Source organism: Pseudomonas putida, assembly GCA_029953615.1.
Classification (GTDB): Bacteria; Pseudomonadota; Gammaproteobacteria; order Pseudomonadales; family Pseudomonadaceae; genus Aquipseudomonas.
In genome coordinates this window covers 2,868,014-2,887,764 of sequence record CP124529.1, presented here as the reverse complement: position 1 = coordinate 2,887,764, position 19,751 = coordinate 2,868,014, and the positions used below count along the sequence as shown (strand labels likewise).

Genomic DNA, 19,751 nt, shown 5'->3' with positions numbered 1-19,751 from the left:
TCCAATTGACAGCTACCTACGCCCCGGAAGCCAAGAAATAGGGCGCGAGATAATATCGCTGTAGAAACGAATAATCAACCCAGCAGCACACTAGCTGCTGGGTTTGAAGCGCAGATCACACTCAGCCTTGGCGCTGTTTGTGACGCGGTTCCGCGCTGCAGATCACTCGTACGACGCCTTCGCGACGGATGATCTTGCAGTTACGGCACAGCTTTTTCACCGATGCACGAACTTTCATTACCGACTCCTCGAACCTTAGGGGCGTATCAGCGCAGCAGACCGCTGCCACCGTAGCCTTTCAGGTTGGCTTTCTTCATCAGGGATTCGTACTGGTGCGAAACGAGGTGCGATTGTACTTGGGACATGAAGTCCATCACAACCACTACCACAATCAGCAACGAGGTCCCGCCAAGGTAGAACGGCACATTTGCTGCCACCACCAGGAACTGGGGCAGAAGGCAGACGGCCATCATGTAAAGAGCACCGAACATGGTCAGACGGGTCAGAACGCCATCAATGTAGCGCGCCGACTGCTCACCAGGACGGATACCCGGAATAAAGGCACCGGACTTCTTCAGGTTTTCCGCTACGTCTTTCGGGTTGAACATCAACGCTGTGTAGAAGAAGCAGAAGAAAATGATCCCTGCACTAAACAGCAGAATGTTCAACGGCTGACCAGGAGCGATCGACTGCGAGATGTCCTGCAGCCAGCCCATACCTTCGGACTGACCGAACCAGGCACCCAGCGAAGCCGGGAACAGCAGAATGCTGCTCGCGAAAATGGCCGGGATGACCCCTGCCATGTTCACCTTCAGCGGCAAGTGGCTGGTCTGCGCAGCGAAGACCTTGCGGCCCTGCTGACGCTTGGCGTAGTGAACGGCGATACGACGCTGACCACGCTCAATGAACACCACGAAGCCGATAATCGCTACTGCCAGCAAACCGATAGCGACCAGGGCGAAAATGTTGATATCGCCTGTGCGTGCAGACTCGAAAGACTGCCCGATTGCTCTCGGAAGACCGGCAACGATACCTGCGAAGATCAACATCGAGATACCGTTGCCCACACCGCGCTCGGTGATCTGCTCGCCCAGCCACATCATGAACATCGCGCCTGCCACGAAGGTGGAGACGGCGACGACATGGAAGCCCAGGCCTACAGAAAACGCCACGCCCTGGTTGGCCAGGCCAATGGACATGCCAATGGCTTGAACCAGTGCCAGGATAACGGTGCCGTAGCGGGTGTACTGGCTGATCTTGCGACGGCCAGCTTCACCTTCCTTCTTCAACTGCTCCAGTTGCGGGCTGACCGCCGTCATCAGCTGCATGATGATCGATGCCGAGATGTACGGCATGATCCCCAGTGCAAAGATGCTCATGCGCTCGAGCGCGCCACCGGAAAACATGTTGAACAAGCTAAGAATGGTCCCCTCATTCTGCCGAAACAGATCCGCCAGACGGTCCGGATTGATGCCAGGAACCGGGATATGCGCACCTATCCGATAGACGATGATCGCCATGAACAGAAAGCGCAGACGAGCCCAGAGTTCCGACATCCCGCCCTTACCGAGCGAAGAGAGAGCACCTTGCTTAGCCATTTATTCCTCGAACTTGCCGCCAGCTGCTTCGATAGCCGCACGCGCACCCTTGGTGGCTGCGATACCCTTGATGGTGACTGCGCGAGTGACTTCGCCAGACAGCATGATTTTCACGCGCTGTACGTTCTGGCCGATCACGTTGGCATCCTTCAGGGATTGCACGGAGATCACGTCGCCTTCCACCTTGGCCAGCTCGGACAGACGCACTTCGGCGCGGTCCATGGCTTTCAGGGAAACGAAGCCGAACTTCGGCAGACGACGGTGCAGCGGCTGTTGACCGCCTTCGAAGCCAGGAGCGATCGAACCACCCGAACGGGAAGTCTGACCTTTGTGGCCACGGCCGCCGGTCTTACCCAGACCGCTACCGATACCACGACCTGGACGATGCTTCTCGCGACGGGAACCCGGCGCTGGACTCAGATCATTGAGTTTCATCGATTAACCCTCGACCTTCAGCATGTAGTAAGCCTTGTTGATCATCCCGCGGTTCTCGGGAGTATCCTGGACTTCTACAGTGTGACCGATGCGACGCAGACCCAGGCCTTTAACGCACAGCTTGTGGTTAGGCAGACGGCCCGAGACGCTCTTGATCAGCGTTACTTTTACGGTTGCCATGATCAGAAGATCTCCTCGACGCTCTTGCCGCGCTTGGCAGCAATGGATTCAGGAGATTGCATGGCTTTCAGACCCTTGAAGGTGGCGTAAACCACGTTCACAGGGTTGGTCGAACCGTAGCACTTGGCCAGAACGTTCTGAACACCAGCAACTTCCAGGACAGCACGCATTGCGCCACCGGCGATGATACCGGTACCTTCCGAGGCAGGCTGCATGTAAACCTTCGAGGCGCCGTGGGCAGCCTTGGTGGCGTACTGCAGGGTGGTGCCCTTCAGGTCAACCTGGATCATGTTGCGGCGAGCAGCTTCCATGGCTTTCTGGATCGCGGCAGGTACTTCGCGCGACTTGCCACGGCCGAAGCCAACACGACCTTTACCATCACCTACCACGGTCAGCGCGGTGAAGGTGAAGATACGGCCGCCTTTTACGGTTTTGGCAACGCGGTTAACTTGAACCAGCTTCTCGATGTAGCCTTCGTCGCGCTTTTGATCGTTATTTGCCATAACTTAGAACTCCAGCCCGCCTTCACGAGCAGCATCAGCCAGCGCTTTGACGCGGCCATGGTACTTGAAGCCGGAACGGTCAAAGGCAACTTGAGATACACCGGCGGCTTTCGCACGCTCAGCTACCAGCTTGCCAACCTTAGTGGCCGCGTCGATGTTGCCAGTGGCGCCATCACGCAGTTCTTTGTCCAAGGTCGAGGCGCTTGCCAGAACCTTGCTGCCGTCGGCCGAAATGACCTGGGCGTAGATGTGCTGCGAGGAGCGGAACACGCACAGGCGCACGACTTCGAGTTCGTGCATCTTGAGACGTGCTTTGCGAGCGCGACGCAGTCGAGTAACTTTTTTGTCGGTCATTTGCTAGGCCCTACTTCTTCTTGGCTTCTTTACGACGGACTACTTCGTCCGCGTAACGCACACCCTTGCCTTTGTAAGGCTCTGGCGGACGGAAGTCGCGGATTTCAGCGGCCACCTGACCCACCAGCTGCTTGTCGATACCCTTGATCAGGATGTCGGTCTGGCTTGGGGTTTCAGCGGTGATACCGGCTGGCAGTTCGTAGTCCACTGGGTGCGAGAAGCCCAGGGCCAGGTTCAGGACGGTGCCCTTGGCCTGTGCCTTGTAACCAACACCGACCAGCTGGAGCTTGCGCTCGAAGCCTTGGCTTACGCCCTGGACCATGTTGTTCACCAGAGCACGGGTGGTACCGGCCATGGCGCGAGCTTGCTGGTCACCGTTGCGAGCGACGAAACGCAGCTCGCCAGACTCTTCGGTAACTTCAACAGACGAGTGAACGTTCAGTTCGAGAGTGCCTTTGGCACCCTTCACCGAAAGCTGCTGGCCGGCGAATTTGACTTCGACGCCTGCTGGCAGCTTAACGGGGTTCTTAGCGACGCGAGACATGCCTATCTCCCCTTAGAACACTGTGCACAGAACTTCGCCGCCGACACCGGCAGCGCGTGCAGCGCGATCAGTCATCACACCTTTGTTGGTGGAGACGATAGACACGCCCAGACCGCCACGTACTTTCGGCAGTTCTGCGACGGACTTGTACTGGCGCAGGCCTGGACGGCTGGAGCGCTTCAGTTCCTCGATGACCGGACGGCCTTCGAAGTACTTCAGTTCGATCGACAGGGAAGGCTTGGCCTCACCAGTTACCTGGTAGCCGGCGATGTAACCTTCGTCTTTCAGAACTTTGGCAACCGCGACCTTCAGGGTGGAGGAAGGCATGCTTACGACGGACTTTTCAGCCATCTGGGCATTACGGATGCGAGTTAGCATGTCCGCTAACGGGTCCTGCATACTCATGGGCTAGATGCTCCTGATACAAGAATTATTAGCCTTGCGGCTATCACAACCACCCGAGCGGACAGGGCAAAAAACCCAGGCTCAGGTGAGCCGGTCATTCTAGACACAAGGCAGAAACGAAACAAGCCCCATATAGGGGCTTGTTTGTTGGCGAGGTCACCGGCGGTCGGAAGATTGCTCCCCTTCCGCCGGGGTCCAGCCTGCAGCGATTACCAGGAGGCCTTGACCAGACCTGGTACGTCACCGCGCATTGCAGCTTGACGCAGCATGTTACGGCCCAGGCCGAACTTACGGTATACACCGTGAGGACGACCGGTCAGGCGGCAACGGTTGCGCAGACGCGCGGCGCTGGCATCGCGTGGCTGCTTCTGCAGGGCGACAACGGCAGCGAAACGCTCTTCAGGAGAGGCGTTCAGGTTGACGATGGTCGCTTTCAGCTCGGCACGCTTTTTGGCGTACTTGGCTACCGTGAGCTGACGCTTCAGCTCGCGGTTTTTCATGCTCTTCTTGGCCATTTTCCTACTCCAATCAGTTGCGGAACGGGAACTTGAAAGCACGCAGCAGAGCGCGGCCTTCGTCGTCCGAACGAGCAGTGGTGGTCAGGGTGATGTCCAAACCGCGCAGAGCATCGATCTTGTCGTAGTCGATTTCCGGGAAGATGATCTGCTCTTTCACGCCCATGCTGTAGTTGCCACGGCCATCGAAGGACTTGGCATTCAGGCCGCGGAAGTCGCGAACCCGAGGCAGGGAGATCGCCAGCAGGCGGTCCAGGAATTCGTACATCTTGTCGCGACGCAGGGTCACCTTGACGCCGATCGGCCAGCCCTCACGGACTTTGAAGCCCGCGATGGATTTACGAGCGAAAGTCACGACCGGCTTTTGACCGGTGATCTTTTCCAGGTCGGCAACAGCGTGCTCGATGACTTTCTTGTCACCGATCGCTTCGCCCAGACCCATGTTCAGGGTGATCTTGGTAACGCGCGGAACTTCCATCACGTTCGACAGCTTAAGTTCTTCCTTAAGCTTAGGAGCGATTTCGTTCCGGTAAATCTCTTTCAGTCGTGCCATGGTCTTCTACCTAGCAGTGTTCAAGCATCAACCGCTTTTTGGGTCGACTTGAAGACACGAATTTTTTTACCGTCTTCTACTTTGAAACCAACGCGGTCAGCCTTGTTGGTTTCACCGTTGAAGATGGCAACGTTGGAAGCGTGCAGAGGCGCTTCTTTTTCGACGATACCGCCCTGTACGCCCGCCATCGGGTTAGGCTTGGTATGACGCTTGACCAGGTTCACACCACCAACAACCAGACGGTTGTCAGCCAGAACCTTCAGCACCTTACCGCGCTTACCTTTGTCTTTGCCGGCGATCACGATGATCTCGTCGTCACGACGAATCTTTTGCATGTCGGATCTCCTTACAGCACTTCAGGGGCGAGCGAGACGATCTTCATGAACTTCTCGGTACGAAGTTCACGGGTCACTGGCCCGAAGATGCGAGTGCCGATCGGCTCTTGCTTGTTGTTCAGCAGAACAGCAGCGTTGCCGTCGAAACGAATGATGGAACCGTCAGCGCGACGAACACCGTGACGGGTGCGCACGACAACAGCGGTCATCACTTGGCCTTTCTTGACCTTACCGCGTGGAATCGCTTCCTTCACGGTTACCTTGATGATGTCACCGATGCCAGCGTAACGGCGGTGCGAACCACCGAGTACCTTGATGCACATGACGCGACGAGCGCCGCTGTTATCGGCCACATCGAGCATGGATTGAGTCTGAATCATAAAATTTCTCCGACCCCTAGCCCTTAGACTTCAACAGCGCGTTCGAGGACTTCAACCAGTGCCCAGGACTTGGTCTTGGCCAGCGGACGGGTTTCACGGATGGAAACCTTGTCGCCGATCTTGCACTGGTTGGCTTCGTCGTGCGCGTGCAGCTTAGTCGAACGCTTAACGTATTTACCGTAGATCGGGTGCTTTACGCGACGCTCGATCAGAACGGTGATGGTCTTGTCCATTTTGTCGCTGACGACACGGCCAGTCAGCGTACGGACGGTTTTTTCAGCTTCAGCCATGATCACTTACCTGCCTGCTGGTTGAGCACAGTTTTCACGCGAGCGATGTCACGCTTAACTTGCGAGAGCAGGTGCGACTGCCCCAACTGGCCAGTTGCTTTCTGCATACGCAGATTGAACTGGTCGCGCAGCAAGCCGAGCAGTTGCTCATTCAGTTGCTGTGCCGATTTTTCACGAAGTTCATTCGCTTTCATCACATCACCGTCCGCTTAACAAAGGAGGTGGCGAGAGGCAGCTTTGCAGCAGCCAGGGCGAAAGCTTCGCGCGCCAGCTCTTCAGAAACACCCTCGATTTCATACAGGACTTTGCCTGGCTGAATCTGGGCAACCCAGTATTCCACGGAGCCCTTACCTTTACCCATACGAACCTCGAGAGGCTTCTTGGAGATCGGTTTGTCCGGGAACACACGGATCCAGATCTTGCCGCCACGTTTTACGTGACGGGTCAGCGCACGACGTGCGGACTCGATCTGGCGAGCGGTGAGGCGACCGCGAGCAACAGCTTTCAGGGCGAATTCGCCGAAGCTGACTTTGCTACCGCGCAGTGCCAGACCACGGTTGTGGCCAGTCATCTGCTTGCGGAATTTTGTACGCTTTGGTTGCAACATTTGGCGTACCCCTTACTTAGCAGCTTTTTTACGAGGCGCTGGTGCTTGTGGTTTCAGTTCTTCTTGGCGACCACCAATAACTTCGCCTTTGAAGATCCAAACCTTCACACCGATCACACCGTAGGTGGTGTGAGCTTCGTAGGTGTTGTAGTCGATATCGGCACGCAGGGTGTGCAGCGGCACACGACCTTCGCGATACCACTCGGTACGAGCAATCTCAGCACCGCCGAGACGACCGCTCACCTGGATCTTGATGCCCTTGGCACCAATACGCATGGCGTTCTGCACGGCGCGCTTCATGGCGCGACGGAACATTACGCGGCGTTCCAGCTGCTGAGCTACGCTCTGCGCAACCAGCATAGCGTCGAGTTCCGGCTTGCGGATCTCTTCGATGTTGATGTGCACAGGCACACCCATCTGCTTGGTCAGGTCCTGACGCAGCTTCTCGACATCTTCACCTTTCTTGCCGATAACGATACCGGGACGAGCGGTGTGGATGGTGATGCGTGCAGTTTGAGCCGGACGATGAATATCGATACGGCTTACGGACGCGCTTTTTAGTTTGTCTTGGAGGTACTCACGCGTTTTCAGATCCTTCAACAGGTAATCTGCGTAAGTAGCACCGTCTGCGTACCAGACGGAGGTGTGCTCCTTGACGATTCCCAGGCGAATGCCAGTGGGATGTACTTTCTGACCCATCTGATCGACTCCGTTACTTGTCCGCAACCTTGACAGTGATATGGCAAGACCGCTTGACGATGCGATCAGCACGGCCTTTGGCACGTGGCATGATGCGCTTCAGCGAACGCCCTTCGTTGACGAAGACGGTGGAGACCTTCAGGTCATCAACGTCTGCGCCTTCGTTGTGTTCGGCGTTGGCAACGGCCGACTCGAGGACTTTCTTCATGATTTCAGCGGCTTTTTTGCTGCTGAAGGCCAACAGGTTGAGCGCTTCGCCCACCTTCTTCCCGCGGATCTGGTCGGCGACCAAGCGGGCTTTCTGGGCGGAGATGCGAGCGCCCGACAACTTAGCGGCTACTTCCATTTCCTTACCCCTTAACGCTTGGCTTTCTTGTCAGCCACGTGCCCGCGGTAGGTGCGGGTACCGGCGAACTCGCCCAGTTTGTGGCCGACCATGTCTTCGTTCACGAGAACTGGAACATGTTGACGACCGTTGTGTACCGCGATGGTCAGACCGACCATTTGTGGCAGGATCATCGAACGGCGCGACCAGGTTTTAACTGGCTTGCGATCGTTCTTCTCCACCGCCACTTCGACCTTCTTCAACAGGTGAAGATCGATAAAAGGACCTTTTTTCAGAGAACGTGGCACTGTCGTATCCCTCTAGTTACTTGCGACGACGGACGATCATGTTGTCGGTACGCTTATTACCACGGGTTTTAGCACCCTTGGTTGGGAAGCCCCATGGCGATACCGGATGACGACCACCGGAGGTACGACCTTCACCACCACCGTGTGGGTGGTCAACCGGGTTCATGGCAACACCACGAACGGTTGGGCGAACGCCGCGCCAGCGTTTGGCACCAGCTTTACCCAGCGAACGCAGGCTGTGCTCGGAGTTCGAGACTTCGCCCAGGGTCGCACGGCACTCAGCCAGGACTTTACGCATTTCACCAGAGCGCAGACGCAGGGTCACGTAGACACCTTCGCGAGCGATCAGCTGAGCCGAAGCACCAGCGGAACGTGCGATCTGTGCACCTTTACCCGGCTTCAGTTCGATGCCGTGAATGGTGCTACCTACTGGAATGTTGCGCAGCTGCAGGGAGTTACCGGCCTTGATTGGGGCCAGGGCACCTGCGATCAGCTGGTCGCCAGCGCTCACGCCTTTAGGGGCGATGATGTAGCGACGCTCACCGTCTGCGTAGCACAGCAGGGCGATGTGAGCAGTACGGTTCGGGTCGTATTCGATACGCTCGACAGTGGCTGGAATGCCATCTTTGTCGTTGCGACGGAAGTCGACCAGACGGTAATGCTGCTTGTGACCACCACCAACGTGACGAGTGGTAATGCGGCCATTGTTGTTACGACCACCAGACTTCGATTTCTTCTCGATCAGCGGTGCGTGAGGAGCGCCTTTGTGCAGCTCCTGGTTGACCACCTTGACCACGAAACGGCGGCCAGGGGAAGTCGGTTTGCATTTAACGATTGCCATGATGCACCCCTTCCTTACTCAGCACTGCTGCTGAAATCGAGATCTTGGCCTGGCTGAAGGGAGACGATCGCCTTCTTCCAGTCATTACGCTTGCCCAGACCACGTGCGGTACGCTTGGTTTTACCCAGAACGTTAACAGTCGACACGTTTTCAACTTTTACGTTGAACAGGCCTTCGACAGCTTTCTTGATTTCCAGCTTGGTTGCATCGGTAGCAACCTTGAATACGAACTGGCCTTTTTTCTCAGCCAGAACGGTAGCCTTCTCGGAAACGTGCGGGCCAAGGAGGACTTTGAATACGCGTTCCTGGTTCATCCCAGCAGCTCCTCGAATTTCTTCACGGCCGAGACAGTGATCAACACTTTCTCGTATGCGATCAGACTGACCGGGTCGGAACCTTGTACATCACGTACGTCGACGTGCGGCAGGTTGCGAGCAGCCAGGTACAGGTTCTGATCAACAGCGTCGGAAACGATCAGTACGTCGTTCAGACCCATGCCGTTCAGCTTGTTCAGCAGATCTTTGGTTTTCGGCGCTTCAACAGCGAAGTCCTGAACCACGACCAGACGGTCGCTACGCACCAGCTCAGCGAGGATGGAGCGCAGGGCTGCGCGGTACATCTTCTTGTTGAGCTTCTGCGAGTGATCTTGAGGGCGAGCTGCGAAGGTTACACCACCGCCACGCCAGATCGGACCACGAGTGGTACCAGCACGAGCGCGGCCAGTACCCTTCTGACGCCATGGGCGCTTACCGCCACCAGCCACGTCGGAACGGGTCTTCTGCTGCTTGGTGCCCTGACGGCCGCCGGCCATGTAGGCCACGACTGCTTGGTGTACCAGCGTCTCGTTGAATTCGCCACCGAAAGTCAGTTCGGAAACTTCGATCGCCTGAGCGTCATTTACATTGAGTTGCATGTCAGTTTCCCCTTAACCGCGAGCCTTGACAGCCGGACGTACAACCACGTCGCCGCCAGTAGCGCCTGGAACGGCACCCTTGACCAGCAGCAGGTTGCGTTCAGCGTCTACGCGAACAACTTCCAGGGACTGAACAGTCACGCGCTCGGCGCCCATGTGACCGGACATTTTCTTGCCCTTGAACACACGACCAGGAGTCTGGCACTGGCCGATGGAACCTGGGACACGGTGCGACACGGAGTTACCGTGGGTGTTGTCCTGGCCACGGAAGTTCCAGCGCTTGATGGTACCGGCGAAGCCTTTACCTTTGGACTGACCAGTAACGTCTACCAGCTGGCCTGCAGTGAAGAGTTCAGCTTTGATCAGATCGCCAGCCTGGAAATCGCCTTCTTCAAGACGGAACTCCCAGACACCGCGACCAGCGGCAACGTTGGCCTTGGCGAAGTGACCTGCCTGAGCGGCAGTCACACGCGAAGCACGACGCTCGCCGACAGTGACTTGCACTGCACGGTAGCCATCGGTTTCTTCAGTTTTGAACTGGGTGACGCGATTCGGCTCGATCTCGATGACCGTGACCGGAATGGAGACACCTTCTTCGGTGAAAATGCGGGTCATACCGCACTTGCGACCGATTACACCAATAGTCATGTTGTAAACCTCATGAGTGTACGGGGCTTTCACCCGCTATGGCCGCCCATTTCAGAGCGTTACACGACTAGACCGAAGTCTTAGCCGAGGCTGATCTGTACTTCCACACCTGCCGCCAGATCAAGCTTCATCAGCGCATCAACGGTTTTATCCGTTGGCTGGACGATGTCCAGAACGCGCTTATGAGTGCGGATCTCGTACTGGTCACGCGCGTCTTTGTTGACGTGCGGGGAAACCAGAACGGTGAAACGCTCTTTGCGGGTAGGCAGTGGAATTGGACCACGCACTTGTGCACCAGTACGTTTCGCGGTTTCCACGATTTCCTGGGTGGATTGGTCGATCAGGCGATGGTCGAAAGCCTTCAACCTGATACGGATTTGCTGATTTTGCATTGGATTTCAGACTCCAGGCTGTTCCCAACGGACGCACTACGCCCGCTAAAAGGAGGCGTGATTCTATAGACGCCCCCATTTAGTGTCAACCCAATAAAAAAAACCCCCGCTGAGCGGGGGTTTTTTCAATCGGTCGAGTGATTACTCGATGATTTTGGCTACGACGCCGGCGCCGACGGTACGACCGCCTTCACGGATAGCGAAGCGCAGACCGTCTTCCATTGCGATGGTCTTGATCAGGGTAACAGTCATCTGAATGTTGTCACCTGGCATTACCATTTCAACGCCTTCCGGCAGCTCGCAGTTACCGGTCACGTCAGTGGTACGGAAGTAGAACTGAGGACGGTAGCCTTTGAAGAACGGAGTGTGACGACCGCCTTCTTCCTTCGACAGAACGTAGACTTCTGCGGTGAACTTGGTGTGCGGCTTGACCGAACCTGGCTTGACCAGAACCTGACCACGCTCAACGTCGTCACGCTTGGTACCACGCAGCAGAACGCCGCAGTTCTCGCCAGCACGACCTTCGTCCAGCAGCTTGCGGAACATCTCAACACCGGTGCAGGTGGTGGTGGTGGTGTCACGCAGACCAACGATTTCCAGCGGATCCTGAACGCGGACGATACCACGCTCGATACGACCGGTTACAACGGTACCACGACCCGAGATCGAGAATACGTCTTCGATCGGCATCAGGAACGGCTGGTCAACGGCACGAACTGGCTCAGGAATGTAGGCATCCAGAGTTTCTACCAGCTTCTTGACAGCGGTAGTACCCATTTCGTTGTCGTCTTTGCCTTCCAGGGCCATACGAGCCGAACCGATGATGATCGGGGTGTCGTCGCCTGGGAAGTCGTAGGTGGACAGCAGGTCGCGAACTTCCATCTCGACCAGTTCCAGCAGTTCAGCGTCGTCTACCAGGTCAGCCTTGTTCAGGAAGACCACGATGTACGGAACGCCTACCTGACGGGACAGCAGGATGTGCTCACGGGTTTGTGGCATCGGACCATCGGCGGCCGAGCAAACCAGGATCGCGCCGTCCATCTGGGCAGCACCGGTGATCATGTTCTTCACGTAGTCAGCGTGACCTGGGCAGTCAACGTGAGCGTAGTGACGAATGTTCGAGTTGTACTCGACGTGAGCGGTGTTGATGGTGATACCGCGCGCTTTTTCTTCCGGAGCCGAGTCGATCTTGTCGAACTCAACGACTGCCGAACCGAAAACTTCGGAGCAGACGCGAGTCAGAGCTGCGGTCAGAGTGGTCTTACCGTGGTCAACGTGGCCGATGGTGCCGACGTTAACGTGGGGAAGGGAACGATCAAATTTTTCTTTAGCCACGACAGTGAACCTCTTGCCTAAAGGGGATTAGCCTTGTTTTTTAACGAGTGCTTCGACGATGTTCGACGGAGCTTCGGCGTATTTGGAGAATTCCATGGAGTAGCTTGCGCGACCCTGAGACATGGAACGAACGTCGGTTGCGTAACCGAACATCTCTCCGAGCGGAACTTCAGCGCGGACGACACGGCCAGAGACCGACTCATCCATACCCTGGACCAGACCACGACGACGGTTCAGGTCACCCATCACGTCACCCAGGTAGTCTTCCGGGGTTACAACTTCGACCTTCATGATCGGCTCGAGAACCACGCCACCGCCCTTCTGGGCCAGTTGCTTGGTTGCCATCGAAGCAGCGATCTTGAACGCCATTTCGTTGGAGTCGACGTCGTGGTACGAACCGTCGAATACCGCGGCCTTCAGGCCGATCAGAGGATAACCGGCAACAACGCCGTTTTTCATCTGCTCTTCGATACCCTTCTGGATCGCAGGGATGTATTCCTTAGGAATTACACCACCAACGACTTCGTTGGAGAACACCAGACCTTCGGTGATGTTGCCCTTGTCGTCCTGATCCGGCTCCGAGAAACGGATCCAGCAGTGACCGAACTGACCACGACCGCCCGACTGACGAACGAACTTGCCTTCGATCTCGACGTTGGACTTGGTGATCTTCTCGCGGTACGAAACCTGCGGCTTGCCGATGTTGGCCTCGACGTTGAACTCGCGCTTCATGCGGTCAACGAGGATGTCCAGGTGCAGCTCACCCATACCGGAGATGATGGTCTGACCGGTTTCTTCATCGGTCTTGACGCGGAACGACGGGTCTTCCTGGGCCAGCTTGCCCAGTGCGATACCCATCTTCTCCTGGTCGGCCTTGGTTTTCGGCTCTACGGAGAGCGAAATCACAGGCTCAGGGAAGTCCATACGCTCGAGGATGATCGGCTTGTCGGCGTTGCACAGGGTGTCACCGGTGGTGACGTCCTTCATGCCGATCAGAGCAGCGATGTCGCCTGCACGTACTTCCTTGATTTCTTCACGCTGGTTGGCGTGCATCTGCACCATACGACCAACGCGCTCTTTCTTGCCCTTGACCGAGTTGATGACGGAGTCACCGGAGGTCAGGAAGCCCGAATAAACGCGGACGAACGTCAGAGTACCAACGAACGGGTCGGTGGCAATCTTGAACGCCAGGGCCGAGAACGGCTCGTTGTCGTCAGCGTGACGCTCGTCGAACTGCTCAGGCTTGACTTCGTCCTTCGGCACGTCGATCAGGTCAGGGTGGATACCCTTGATCGCCGGGATCTCGGTCGGAGCAGGCAGGAAGTCGATAACGGCGTCGAGAACCAGGGGAACGCCCTTGTTCTTGAACGACGAACCGCAGACAGCCGGAACGATCTCGCTGGCCAGGGTGCGCGCGCGCAGGCCTGCCTTGATCTCTTCGACGGTCAGCTCACCTTCTTCAAGGTACTTGTTCATCAGTTCTTCGCTGGCTTCGGCGGCGGCTTCAACCATGTTGTTGCGCCATTCGTTAGCCAGCTCGACCATATCCGCAGGAATTTCTTCCTCGCGGTAGGTGGTGCCCTTGTCGTCTTCGTTCCAGTAGATGGCTTTCATCTTGATCAGGTCGACCTGACCCTGGAAGTCGTCTTCCGCACCGATAGCCAGCTGGACCGGAACCGGGGTGTGACCCAGGCGGTTCTTGATCTGGCCGACAACGCGCAGGAAGTTGGCACCAGCACGGTCCATCTTGTTCACGTAGACAACACGTGGAACGCCGTACTTGTTGGCCTGACGCCATACGGTTTCGGACTGCGGCTCAACGCCGGAGGTACCGCAGAACACAACGACCGCGCCGTCGAGTACACGCAGCGAACGCTCTACTTCAATGGTGAAGTCAACGTGGCCAGGGGTATCGATGACGTTTACGCGGTAGTTGTCGTACTGACCACGGGAACCTTTCCAGAAGGTGGTAACGGCAGCGGAGGTAATGGTGATACCGCGCTCCTGCTCCTGCACCATCCAGTCGGTGGTCGCGGCGCCATCATGCACCTCGCCCATCTTGTGGCTCAGACCTGTGTAGAACAGGATCCGCTCGGTAGTGGTAGTCTTGCCCGCGTCAACGTGGGCGCAGATACCGATGTTACGGTAGCGGTTAATTGCTGTAGTACGAGCCATAAAGCCCTCGCAAAATGATTGATGCTTGAATTAGAAGCGGTAGTGCGAGAACGCTTTGTTGGCCTCGGCCATACGGTGCACGTCTTCACGCTTCTTGACTGCAGCACCCTTGCCTTCAGCAGCATCCAGCAGTTCGCCGGCCAGGCGCAGAGCCATCGACTTCTCGCCGCGCTTGCGGGCGTAGTCTACGAGCCAGCGCATTGCCAGAGCGTTACGACGGGATGGACGAACTTCAACCGGAACCTGGTAAGTGGCACCGCCGACACGACGGGACTTAACTTCGACCAGCGGAGCGATGGCGTCGAGAGCTTTCTCGAAGATTTCCAGGGGATCGCTGTTCTTGCGTGCTTTGACGGTATCCAGGGCACCGTAAACGATGCGCTCGGCTACGGCCTTCTTGCCGCTTTCCATCACGTGGTTCATGAACTTGGCGAGGATCTGGGATCCGTACTTCGGATCGTCCAGGATCTCACGTTTTGCTGCTACACGACGTCTTGGCATGATAAGCCCTCAAACGGTCTTCAGGTTAGCCCGGGACGTGGGTCTTCGACCCCTGCCCGACCTTACTCTTATCGACTCAAAAAAATGGATGTCTGCAAACGACCGATTACTTCGGACGCTTGGTACCGTACTTCGAACGACCCTGGTTACGGCCTTTAACGCCCGAAGTATCCAGAGAGCCGCGAACGGTGTGGTAACGAACACCTGGCAAGTCTTTTACACGGCCGCCACGGATCAGGACGACGCTGTGCTCTTGCAGGTTGTGGCCTTCACCGCCGATGTACGAGGAAACCTCGAAACCGTTGGTCAGACGCACACGGCATACTTTACGCAGTGCCGAGTTAGGTTTTTTCGGCGTGGTGGTGTACACACGGGTGCACACGCCACGACGCTGCGGGCAGTTCTGCAGCGCAGGAACGTCGGACTTCTCGACCGAACGCTTACGCGGCTGACGTACCAGCTGGTTGATAGTTGCCATCTACTAGCTCCACTGATTGTCTTGCGACTCTATTGTCTTGCAAGAAAGCCAAAAATTGGCGAGACGGAGCCTCACCAAATTTAAGGGTACAAAAGTCTAAAGAGGATCTTGCACCCAGTCAAGACAAGGCCCCGGCCCTCCCCGCCCGATCATCGGCAACATTTCATGTCGTCGATGATCGGGCGGGGCTTGCCGGGGCCCTGCCCTGTACTTAGTTACCGCTGGAATTCAGCGCTTCGGTCAGTGCGGCTTCCACCTCACTGGCGCTTACACGCAGCGGCTTGTCGGCATCACGGCGACGCTTGCGCTCGCTGTGGTAGGCCAGACCGGTACCGGCCGGGATCAGACGACCCACGACCACGTTCTCTTTCAGGCCGCGCAGGTAGTCGCGCTTGCCGGTTACCGCCGCTTCGGTCAGTACGCGGGTGGTTTCCTGGAAGGAAGCCGCGGAGATGAACGACTCGGTCGACAGCGACGCCTTGGTGATACCCAGCAGCACGCGGGTGAACTTGGAGACGAACTTGTCCTCGGCGGCGAGACGCTCGTTCTCTACCAGTACCTGGGTCAGTTCCATCTGGTCGCCCTTGATGAAGCTGGAATCGCCCGACTCGGAGATCTCGACCTTGCGCAGCATCTGACGCAGGATGGTCTCGATGTGCTTGTCGTTGATCTTTACGCCTTGCAGACGGTAAACGTCCTGGATCTCGTTGACGATGTACTTCGCCAGCGCGCTCACACCCAGCAAACGCAGGATGTCGTGCGGATCGCTCGGGCCGTCGGAGATAACTTCGCCGCGGTTTACCTGTTCGCCTTCGAAGACGTTCAGGTGGCGCCACTTCGGAATCAGCTCTTCATACGGATCGCTACCGTCGGTCGGGGTGATGACCAGACGACGCTTGCCCTTGGTTTCCTTACCGAACGCGATGGTGCCGCTGACTTCAGCCAGAATCGAGGCTTCTTTCGGGCGGCGCGCTTCGAACAGGTCGGCAACGCGCGGCAGACCACCGGTGATGTCACGGGTCTTCGACGTTTCTTGCGGGATACGCGCGATAACGTCACCGACACCGATCTGGGCACCGTCAGCCACACCGACGAGGGCGTTGGCCGGCAGGAAGTACTGTGCAGGTACGTCGGTACCTGGCAGGTACAGATCCTTGCCAGCAGCATCGACCATCTTGATTGCCGGACGGATTTCCTTGCCTGCGGCAGGGCGATCCTTGACGTCCAGAACTTCAATGTTGGTCAAACCGGTCAATTCGTCGGTCTGACGCTTGATGGTGATGCCTTCTTCCATGCCCACGAAGGTCACGGTACCTTTCAGCTCGGTAACGATCGGGTGGGTGTGCGGGTCCCACTTGGCGACGATGGCGCCAGCTTCGACCTTGTCACCTTCCTTGACCGAAATCACCGCACCGTAAGGCAGCTTGTAACGCTCACGCTCACGACCGAATTCATCGGCAATGGCCAGCTCGCCCGAACGCGATACGGCAACCAGATTGCCATCGGCACGCTCTACCTGCTTCAGGTTGTGCAGACGCACCATACCGCCGTTCTTCACCTGGACGCTGTCGGCAGCCGAGGTACGGCTTGCAGCACCACCGATGTGGAACGTACGCATGGTCAGCTGTGTACCTGGCTCACCGATCGACTGGGCAGCGATAACGCCGACAGCTTCACCGATGTTCACCTGGTGACCACGAGCCAGGTCACGACCGTAGCACTTGGCGCAGATGCCGTAGCGGGTTTCGCAGTTGATCGGCGAACGCACGATCACTTCGTCGATGCTGTTCAGCTCGATGAACTCGACCCACTGCTCGTCTACCAGAGTACCGGCAGGAACAATGACGTCCTCGGTGCCTGGCTTGAACACGTCACGCGCGATTACGCGACCCAGTACGCGCTCACCCAGCGGCTCTACAACGTCGCCGCCTTCGATGTGCGGCGTCATCAGCAGGCCCTGGTCAGTGCCGCAGTCGATCTCGGTTACTACCAGATCCTGGGCAACGTCTACCAGACGACGAGTCAGGTAACCGGAGTTAGCGGTCTTCAGTGCGGTATCCGCCAGACCCTTACGAGCACCGTGAGTCGAGATGAAGTACTGGAGTACGCTCAGGCCTTCACGGAAGTTCGCGGTGATCGGCGTCTCGATGATCGAGCCGTCCGGCTTGGCCATCAGGCCACGCATACCGGCCAGCTGACGGATCTGGGCTGCCGAACCACGCGCACCGGAGTCAGCCATCATGTACATCGAGTTGAAGGACTCTTGCTCGACTTCCTTGCCTTCGCGGTCGATGACCTTCTCTTTCGAGAGGTTGGCCATCATCGCCTTGGACACTTCGTCGTTCGCCTTCGACCACAAGTCGATGACTTTGTTGTACTTCTCGCCCTGGGTTACCAGGCCGGAGGCGTACTGGCTCTCGATTTCCTTCACTTCGTCGGTAGCGTTACCGATGATGCGGGCTTTCTCGTCCGGGATAACGAAGTCGTTAACACCGATGGAAACGCCGGAAATGGTCGAGTAAGCAAAGCCGGTGTACATCAGCTGGTCAGCGAAGATAACGGTCTCTTTCAGACCAACCACGCGGTAGCACTGGTTGATCAGCTTGGAGATCGCCTTCTTTTTCATTGGCTGGTTGACCACGTCGTACGGCAAGCCTGCCGGTACAACCTGGAACAGCAGCGCACGGCCGACGGTGGTGTCGACAATGCGGGTGTTCTTGACCACGGAACCGTCACGCTCTTTCACGGTTTCGTTGATACGAACCTTGATTTTCGCGTGCAGGGCAGCCTCGCCGGCGCGGAATACGCGGTCGACTTCCTGCAGGTCGGCGAATACGCGACCTTCGCCCTTGGCGTTGATGGCTTCACGGGTCATGTAGTACAGACCCAGTACCACGTCCTGCGACGGAACGATGATTGGCTCACCGTTGGCTGGCGACAGGATGTTGTTGGTCGACATCATCAGCGCGCGCGCTTCGAGCTGGGCTTCCAGCGTCAGCGGCACGTGAACGGCCATCTGGTCACCGTCGAAGTCGGCGTTGTACGCGGCACAGACCAGCGGGTGCAGCTGGATAGCCTTACCTTCGATCAGAACCGGTTCAAAGGCCTGGATACCCAGACGGTGCAGGGTCGGTGCACGGTTGAGCAGCACGGGGTGTTCGCGGATCACCTCGGCGAGCACGTCCCAAACCTCTGGCAGCTCGCGCTCGACCATCTTCTTGGCAGCCTTGATGGTGGTCGCCAGACCACGCATTTCCAGCTTGCCGAAAATGAACGGCTTGAACAGCTCGAGGGCCATCTTCTTCGGCAGACCGCACTGGTGCAGACGCAGGGTCGGGCCTACGGTAATTACCGAACGGCCGGAGTAGTCCACACGCTTACCGAGCAGGTTCTGACGGAAGCGACCTTGCTTACCTTTGATCATGTCGGCCAGGGACTTCAGCGGACGCTTGTTCGAGCCAGTGATGGCGCGACCGCGACGGCCGTTGTCCAGCAGGGCGTCGACCGCTTCCTGCAGCATGCGCTTTTCGTTGCGCACGATGATGTCCGGCGCCGACAGATCCAGCAGGCGCTTCAGACGGTTGTTACGGTTGATTACCCGACGATACAGGTCGTTCAGGTCGGAGGTCGCGAAGCGGCCGCCATCCAGCGGAACCAGCGGACGCAGGTCCGGCGGCAGCACCGGCAGGACGGTCAGGACCATCCACTCAGGCAGGTTGCCCGAACCCTGGAACGCTTCCATCAGCTTCAGGCGCTTGGACAGCTTCTTGATCTTGGTTTCCGAGTTGGTCTGCGGAATTTCTTCGCGCAGGCGACCGATCTCGTGCTCCAGGTCGATAGCGTGCAGCAGCTCGCGGACAGCCTCGGCACCCATGCGGGCGTCGAAGTCGTCACCGAACTCTTCCAGCGCTTCGAAGTACTGCTCGTCGTTCAGCAGCTGGCCCTTTTCCAGGGTGGTCATGCCCGGGTCGATAACGACGTAGCTCTCGAAGTAGAGCACGCGCTCGATGTCACGCAGGGTCATGTCCATCAGCAGGCCGATACGGGACGGCAGCGACTTCAGGAACCAGATGTGGGCAACCGGCGAGGCCAGTTCGATGTGCGCCATGCGCTCACGACGAACCTTGGCCAGGGCAACTTCAACGCCGCACTTCTCGCAGATCACACCGCGGTGCTTGAGGCGCTTGTACTTGCCGCACAGGCACTCGTAGTCCTTGACTGGGCCAAAGATCTTGGCGCAGAACAGGCCGTCACGCTCAGGCTTGAACGTACGGTAGTTGATGGTTTCCGGCTTCTTAACTTCACCGAACGACCACGAACGGATCATTTCAGGCGACGCCAGACCGATGCGGATGGCGTCGAACTCTTCGACTTGACCCTGGTTTTTCAGCAAATTCAGTAGGTCTTTCAAGGCCTTTCCTCCTGGCGGAGCAGGGA

General features: G+C 57.4%; 28 protein-coding genes. All 28 read right to left on the bottom strand.

Features of this window, described 5'->3' with window-relative positions; translation table 11 throughout:
• Positions 1-121 precede the first annotated feature (121 nt).
• The gene (rpmJ, locus tag QIY50_13155; protein WGV18450.1) at positions 122-238 is read right to left on the bottom strand and encodes a 50S ribosomal protein L36; all 117 of its coding nucleotides are present in this window, start codon (positions 236-238) and stop codon (positions 122-124) included.
• 28 nt (positions 239-266) lie between these two features.
• Complete coding sequence (gene secY, locus QIY50_13150; protein ID WGV18449.1) at positions 267-1,598, bottom strand: preprotein translocase subunit SecY; 1,332 nt, start codon at positions 1,596-1,598, stop codon at positions 267-269.
• Positions 1,599-2,033, bottom strand: a complete 435-nt coding sequence (gene rplO, locus QIY50_13145) for a 50S ribosomal protein L15 (GenBank protein WGV18448.1) — start codon at positions 2,031-2,033, stop codon at positions 1,599-1,601.
• 3 nt (positions 2,034-2,036) lie between these two features.
• Positions 2,037-2,213 (bottom strand): 50S ribosomal protein L30, encoded by a 177-nt coding sequence (gene rpmD / locus QIY50_13140; GenBank protein ID WGV18447.1) that lies wholly within the window; start codon positions 2,211-2,213, stop codon positions 2,037-2,039.
• Positions 2,214-2,215: 2 nt separating this feature from the next.
• Positions 2,216-2,716, bottom strand: coding sequence for a 30S ribosomal protein S5 (rpsE, locus tag QIY50_13135; protein WGV18446.1), 501 nt, complete (start codon positions 2,714-2,716; stop codon positions 2,216-2,218).
• A gap of 3 nt (positions 2,717-2,719) precedes the next feature.
• On the bottom strand, positions 2,720-3,070 hold the full coding sequence (gene rplR / locus QIY50_13130) for a 50S ribosomal protein L18 (GenBank protein WGV18445.1): 351 nt from the start codon (positions 3,068-3,070) through the stop codon (positions 2,720-2,722).
• A gap of 10 nt (positions 3,071-3,080) precedes the next feature.
• On the bottom strand, positions 3,081-3,614 hold the full coding sequence (rplF, locus tag QIY50_13125) for a 50S ribosomal protein L6 (protein ID WGV18444.1): 534 nt from the start codon (positions 3,612-3,614) through the stop codon (positions 3,081-3,083).
• Positions 3,615-3,626: 12 nt separating this feature from the next.
• Entirely contained in the window at positions 3,627-4,019 is a 393-nt protein-coding gene (gene rpsH, locus QIY50_13120; protein WGV18443.1) for a 30S ribosomal protein S8, read from the bottom strand.
• A 209-nt stretch (positions 4,020-4,228) separates the two neighbouring features.
• A complete protein-coding gene (gene rpsN / locus QIY50_13115; GenBank protein WGV18442.1) occupies positions 4,229-4,534 on the bottom strand; it encodes a 30S ribosomal protein S14 in 306 nt (101 codons plus the stop codon).
• Positions 4,535-4,547: 13 nt separating this feature from the next.
• Complete coding sequence (gene rplE / locus QIY50_13110; protein ID WGV18441.1) at positions 4,548-5,087, bottom strand: 50S ribosomal protein L5; 540 nt, start codon at positions 5,085-5,087, stop codon at positions 4,548-4,550.
• A 20-nt stretch (positions 5,088-5,107) separates the two neighbouring features.
• Positions 5,108-5,422, bottom strand: coding sequence for a 50S ribosomal protein L24 (gene rplX, locus QIY50_13105; protein ID WGV18440.1), 315 nt, complete (start codon positions 5,420-5,422; stop codon positions 5,108-5,110).
• Positions 5,423-5,433: 11 nt separating this feature from the next.
• Positions 5,434-5,802 (bottom strand): 50S ribosomal protein L14, encoded by a 369-nt coding sequence (gene rplN, locus QIY50_13100; GenBank protein WGV22993.1) that lies wholly within the window; start codon positions 5,800-5,802, stop codon positions 5,434-5,436.
• A gap of 23 nt (positions 5,803-5,825) precedes the next feature.
• On the bottom strand, positions 5,826-6,092 hold the full coding sequence (gene rpsQ, locus QIY50_13095; GenBank protein ID WGV22992.1) for a 30S ribosomal protein S17: 267 nt from the start codon (positions 6,090-6,092) through the stop codon (positions 5,826-5,828).
• A gap of 2 nt (positions 6,093-6,094) precedes the next feature.
• A complete protein-coding gene (rpmC, locus tag QIY50_13090) occupies positions 6,095-6,286 on the bottom strand; it encodes a 50S ribosomal protein L29 (protein WGV22991.1) in 192 nt (63 codons plus the stop codon).
• Positions 6,286-6,699: a 50S ribosomal protein L16 gene (gene rplP / locus QIY50_13085; GenBank protein ID WGV22990.1), complete on the bottom strand. Its 414-nt coding sequence runs from the start codon at positions 6,697-6,699 to the stop codon at positions 6,286-6,288. Before rplP ends, rpmC begins: the two co-directional genes overlap by 1 nt.
• 12 nt (positions 6,700-6,711) lie before the next feature.
• Positions 6,712-7,398, bottom strand: a complete 687-nt coding sequence (gene rpsC / locus QIY50_13080; GenBank protein WGV22989.1) for a 30S ribosomal protein S3 — start codon at positions 7,396-7,398, stop codon at positions 6,712-6,714.
• Between the two features lie 13 nt (positions 7,399-7,411).
• Positions 7,412-7,744, bottom strand: a complete 333-nt coding sequence (rplV, locus tag QIY50_13075; protein ID WGV22988.1) for a 50S ribosomal protein L22 — start codon at positions 7,742-7,744, stop codon at positions 7,412-7,414.
• Positions 7,745-7,755: 11 nt separating this feature from the next.
• The gene (gene rpsS, locus QIY50_13070; GenBank protein WGV22987.1) at positions 7,756-8,031 is read right to left on the bottom strand and encodes a 30S ribosomal protein S19; all 276 of its coding nucleotides are present in this window, start codon (positions 8,029-8,031) and stop codon (positions 7,756-7,758) included.
• Between the two features lie 16 nt (positions 8,032-8,047).
• Entirely contained in the window at positions 8,048-8,872 is an 825-nt protein-coding gene (rplB, locus tag QIY50_13065; protein ID WGV22986.1) for a 50S ribosomal protein L2, read from the bottom strand.
• 14 nt (positions 8,873-8,886) lie between these two features.
• Entirely contained in the window at positions 8,887-9,186 is a 300-nt protein-coding gene (gene rplW / locus QIY50_13060) for a 50S ribosomal protein L23 (protein ID WGV22985.1), read from the bottom strand.
• Complete coding sequence (gene rplD, locus QIY50_13055; protein WGV22984.1) at positions 9,183-9,785, bottom strand: 50S ribosomal protein L4; 603 nt, start codon at positions 9,783-9,785, stop codon at positions 9,183-9,185. Before rplD ends, rplW begins: the two co-directional genes overlap by 4 nt.
• Positions 9,786-9,797: 12 nt before the next feature.
• Entirely contained in the window at positions 9,798-10,433 is a 636-nt protein-coding gene (rplC, locus tag QIY50_13050; GenBank protein WGV22983.1) for a 50S ribosomal protein L3, read from the bottom strand.
• Positions 10,434-10,513: 80 nt separating this feature from the next.
• Positions 10,514-10,825, bottom strand: coding sequence for a 30S ribosomal protein S10 (gene rpsJ, locus QIY50_13045; protein WGV22982.1), 312 nt, complete (start codon positions 10,823-10,825; stop codon positions 10,514-10,516).
• Between the two features lie 141 nt (positions 10,826-10,966).
• Positions 10,967-12,160: an elongation factor Tu gene (gene tuf / locus QIY50_13040; GenBank protein WGV22981.1), complete on the bottom strand. Its 1,194-nt coding sequence runs from the start codon at positions 12,158-12,160 to the stop codon at positions 10,967-10,969.
• A 27-nt stretch (positions 12,161-12,187) separates the two neighbouring features.
• Entirely contained in the window at positions 12,188-14,335 is a 2,148-nt protein-coding gene (gene fusA / locus QIY50_13035; protein ID WGV22980.1) for an elongation factor G, read from the bottom strand.
• 30 nt (positions 14,336-14,365) lie between these two features.
• Entirely contained in the window at positions 14,366-14,836 is a 471-nt protein-coding gene (rpsG, locus tag QIY50_13030; GenBank protein ID WGV22979.1) for a 30S ribosomal protein S7, read from the bottom strand.
• A gap of 106 nt (positions 14,837-14,942) precedes the next feature.
• Positions 14,943-15,314 carry a 30S ribosomal protein S12 gene (gene rpsL, locus QIY50_13025; GenBank protein WGV22978.1) on the bottom strand — a complete coding sequence of 124 codons (372 nt, stop codon included), beginning with the start codon at positions 15,312-15,314 and terminating at the stop codon, positions 14,943-14,945.
• 211 nt (positions 15,315-15,525) lie between these two features.
• A complete protein-coding gene (rpoC, locus tag QIY50_13020; protein WGV22977.1) occupies positions 15,526-19,725 on the bottom strand; it encodes a DNA-directed RNA polymerase subunit beta' in 4,200 nt (1,399 codons plus the stop codon).
• Positions 19,726-19,751 lie beyond the last annotated feature (26 nt).

Bases quoted from the DNA above. Each gene is read 5' to 3' on its own strand.
- rpmJ (WGV18450.1), bottom strand. From the start codon at position 238: ATGAAAGTTCGTGCATCGGTGAAAAAGCTGTGCCGTAACTGCAAGATC.
- secY (WGV18449.1), bottom strand. From the start codon at position 1,598: ATGGCTAAGCAAGGTGCTCTCTCTTCGCTCGGTAAGGGCGGGATGTCG.
- rplO (WGV18448.1), bottom strand. From the start codon at position 2,033: ATGAAACTCAATGATCTGAGTCCAGCGCCGGGTTCCCGTCGCGAGAAG.
- rpmD (WGV18447.1), bottom strand. From the start codon at position 2,213: ATGGCAACCGTAAAAGTAACGCTGATCAAGAGCGTCTCGGGCCGTCTG.
- rpsE (WGV18446.1), bottom strand. From the start codon at position 2,716: ATGGCAAATAACGATCAAAAGCGCGACGAAGGCTACATCGAGAAGCTG.
- rplR (WGV18445.1), bottom strand. From the start codon at position 3,070: ATGACCGACAAAAAAGTTACTCGACTGCGTCGCGCTCGCAAAGCACGT.
- rplF (WGV18444.1), bottom strand. From the start codon at position 3,614: ATGTCTCGCGTCGCTAAGAACCCCGTTAAGCTGCCAGCAGGCGTCGAA.
- rpsH (WGV18443.1), bottom strand. From the start codon at position 4,019: ATGAGTATGCAGGACCCGTTAGCGGACATGCTAACTCGCATCCGTAAT.
- rpsN (WGV18442.1), bottom strand. From the start codon at position 4,534: ATGGCCAAGAAGAGCATGAAAAACCGCGAGCTGAAGCGTCAGCTCACG.
- rplE (WGV18441.1), bottom strand. From the start codon at position 5,087: ATGGCACGACTGAAAGAGATTTACCGGAACGAAATCGCTCCTAAGCTT.
- rplX (WGV18440.1), bottom strand. From the start codon at position 5,422: ATGCAAAAGATTCGTCGTGACGACGAGATCATCGTGATCGCCGGCAAA.
- rplN (WGV22993.1), bottom strand. From the start codon at position 5,802: ATGATTCAGACTCAATCCATGCTCGATGTGGCCGATAACAGCGGCGCT.
- rpsQ (WGV22992.1), bottom strand. From the start codon at position 6,092: ATGGCTGAAGCTGAAAAAACCGTCCGTACGCTGACTGGCCGTGTCGTC.
- rpmC (WGV22991.1), bottom strand. From the start codon at position 6,286: ATGAAAGCGAATGAACTTCGTGAAAAATCGGCACAGCAACTGAATGAG.
- rplP (WGV22990.1), bottom strand. From the start codon at position 6,699: ATGTTGCAACCAAAGCGTACAAAATTCCGCAAGCAGATGACTGGCCAC.
- rpsC (WGV22989.1), bottom strand. From the start codon at position 7,398: ATGGGTCAGAAAGTACATCCCACTGGCATTCGCCTGGGAATCGTCAAG.
- rplV (WGV22988.1), bottom strand. From the start codon at position 7,744: ATGGAAGTAGCCGCTAAGTTGTCGGGCGCTCGCATCTCCGCCCAGAAA.
- rplB (WGV22986.1), bottom strand. From the start codon at position 8,872: ATGGCAATCGTTAAATGCAAACCGACTTCCCCTGGCCGCCGTTTCGTG.
- rplW (WGV22985.1), bottom strand. From the start codon at position 9,186: ATGAACCAGGAACGCGTATTCAAAGTCCTCCTTGGCCCGCACGTTTCC.
- rplD (WGV22984.1), bottom strand. From the start codon at position 9,785: ATGCAACTCAATGTAAATGACGCTCAGGCGATCGAAGTTTCCGAACTG.
- rplC (WGV22983.1), bottom strand. From the start codon at position 10,433: ATGACTATTGGTGTAATCGGTCGCAAGTGCGGTATGACCCGCATTTTC.
- rpsJ (WGV22982.1), bottom strand. From the start codon at position 10,825: ATGCAAAATCAGCAAATCCGTATCAGGTTGAAGGCTTTCGACCATCGC.
- fusA (WGV22980.1), bottom strand. From the start codon at position 14,335: ATGGCTCGTACTACAGCAATTAACCGCTACCGTAACATCGGTATCTGC.
- rpsG (WGV22979.1), bottom strand. From the start codon at position 14,836: ATGCCAAGACGTCGTGTAGCAGCAAAACGTGAGATCCTGGACGATCCG.
- rpsL (WGV22978.1), bottom strand. From the start codon at position 15,314: ATGGCAACTATCAACCAGCTGGTACGTCAGCCGCGTAAGCGTTCGGTC.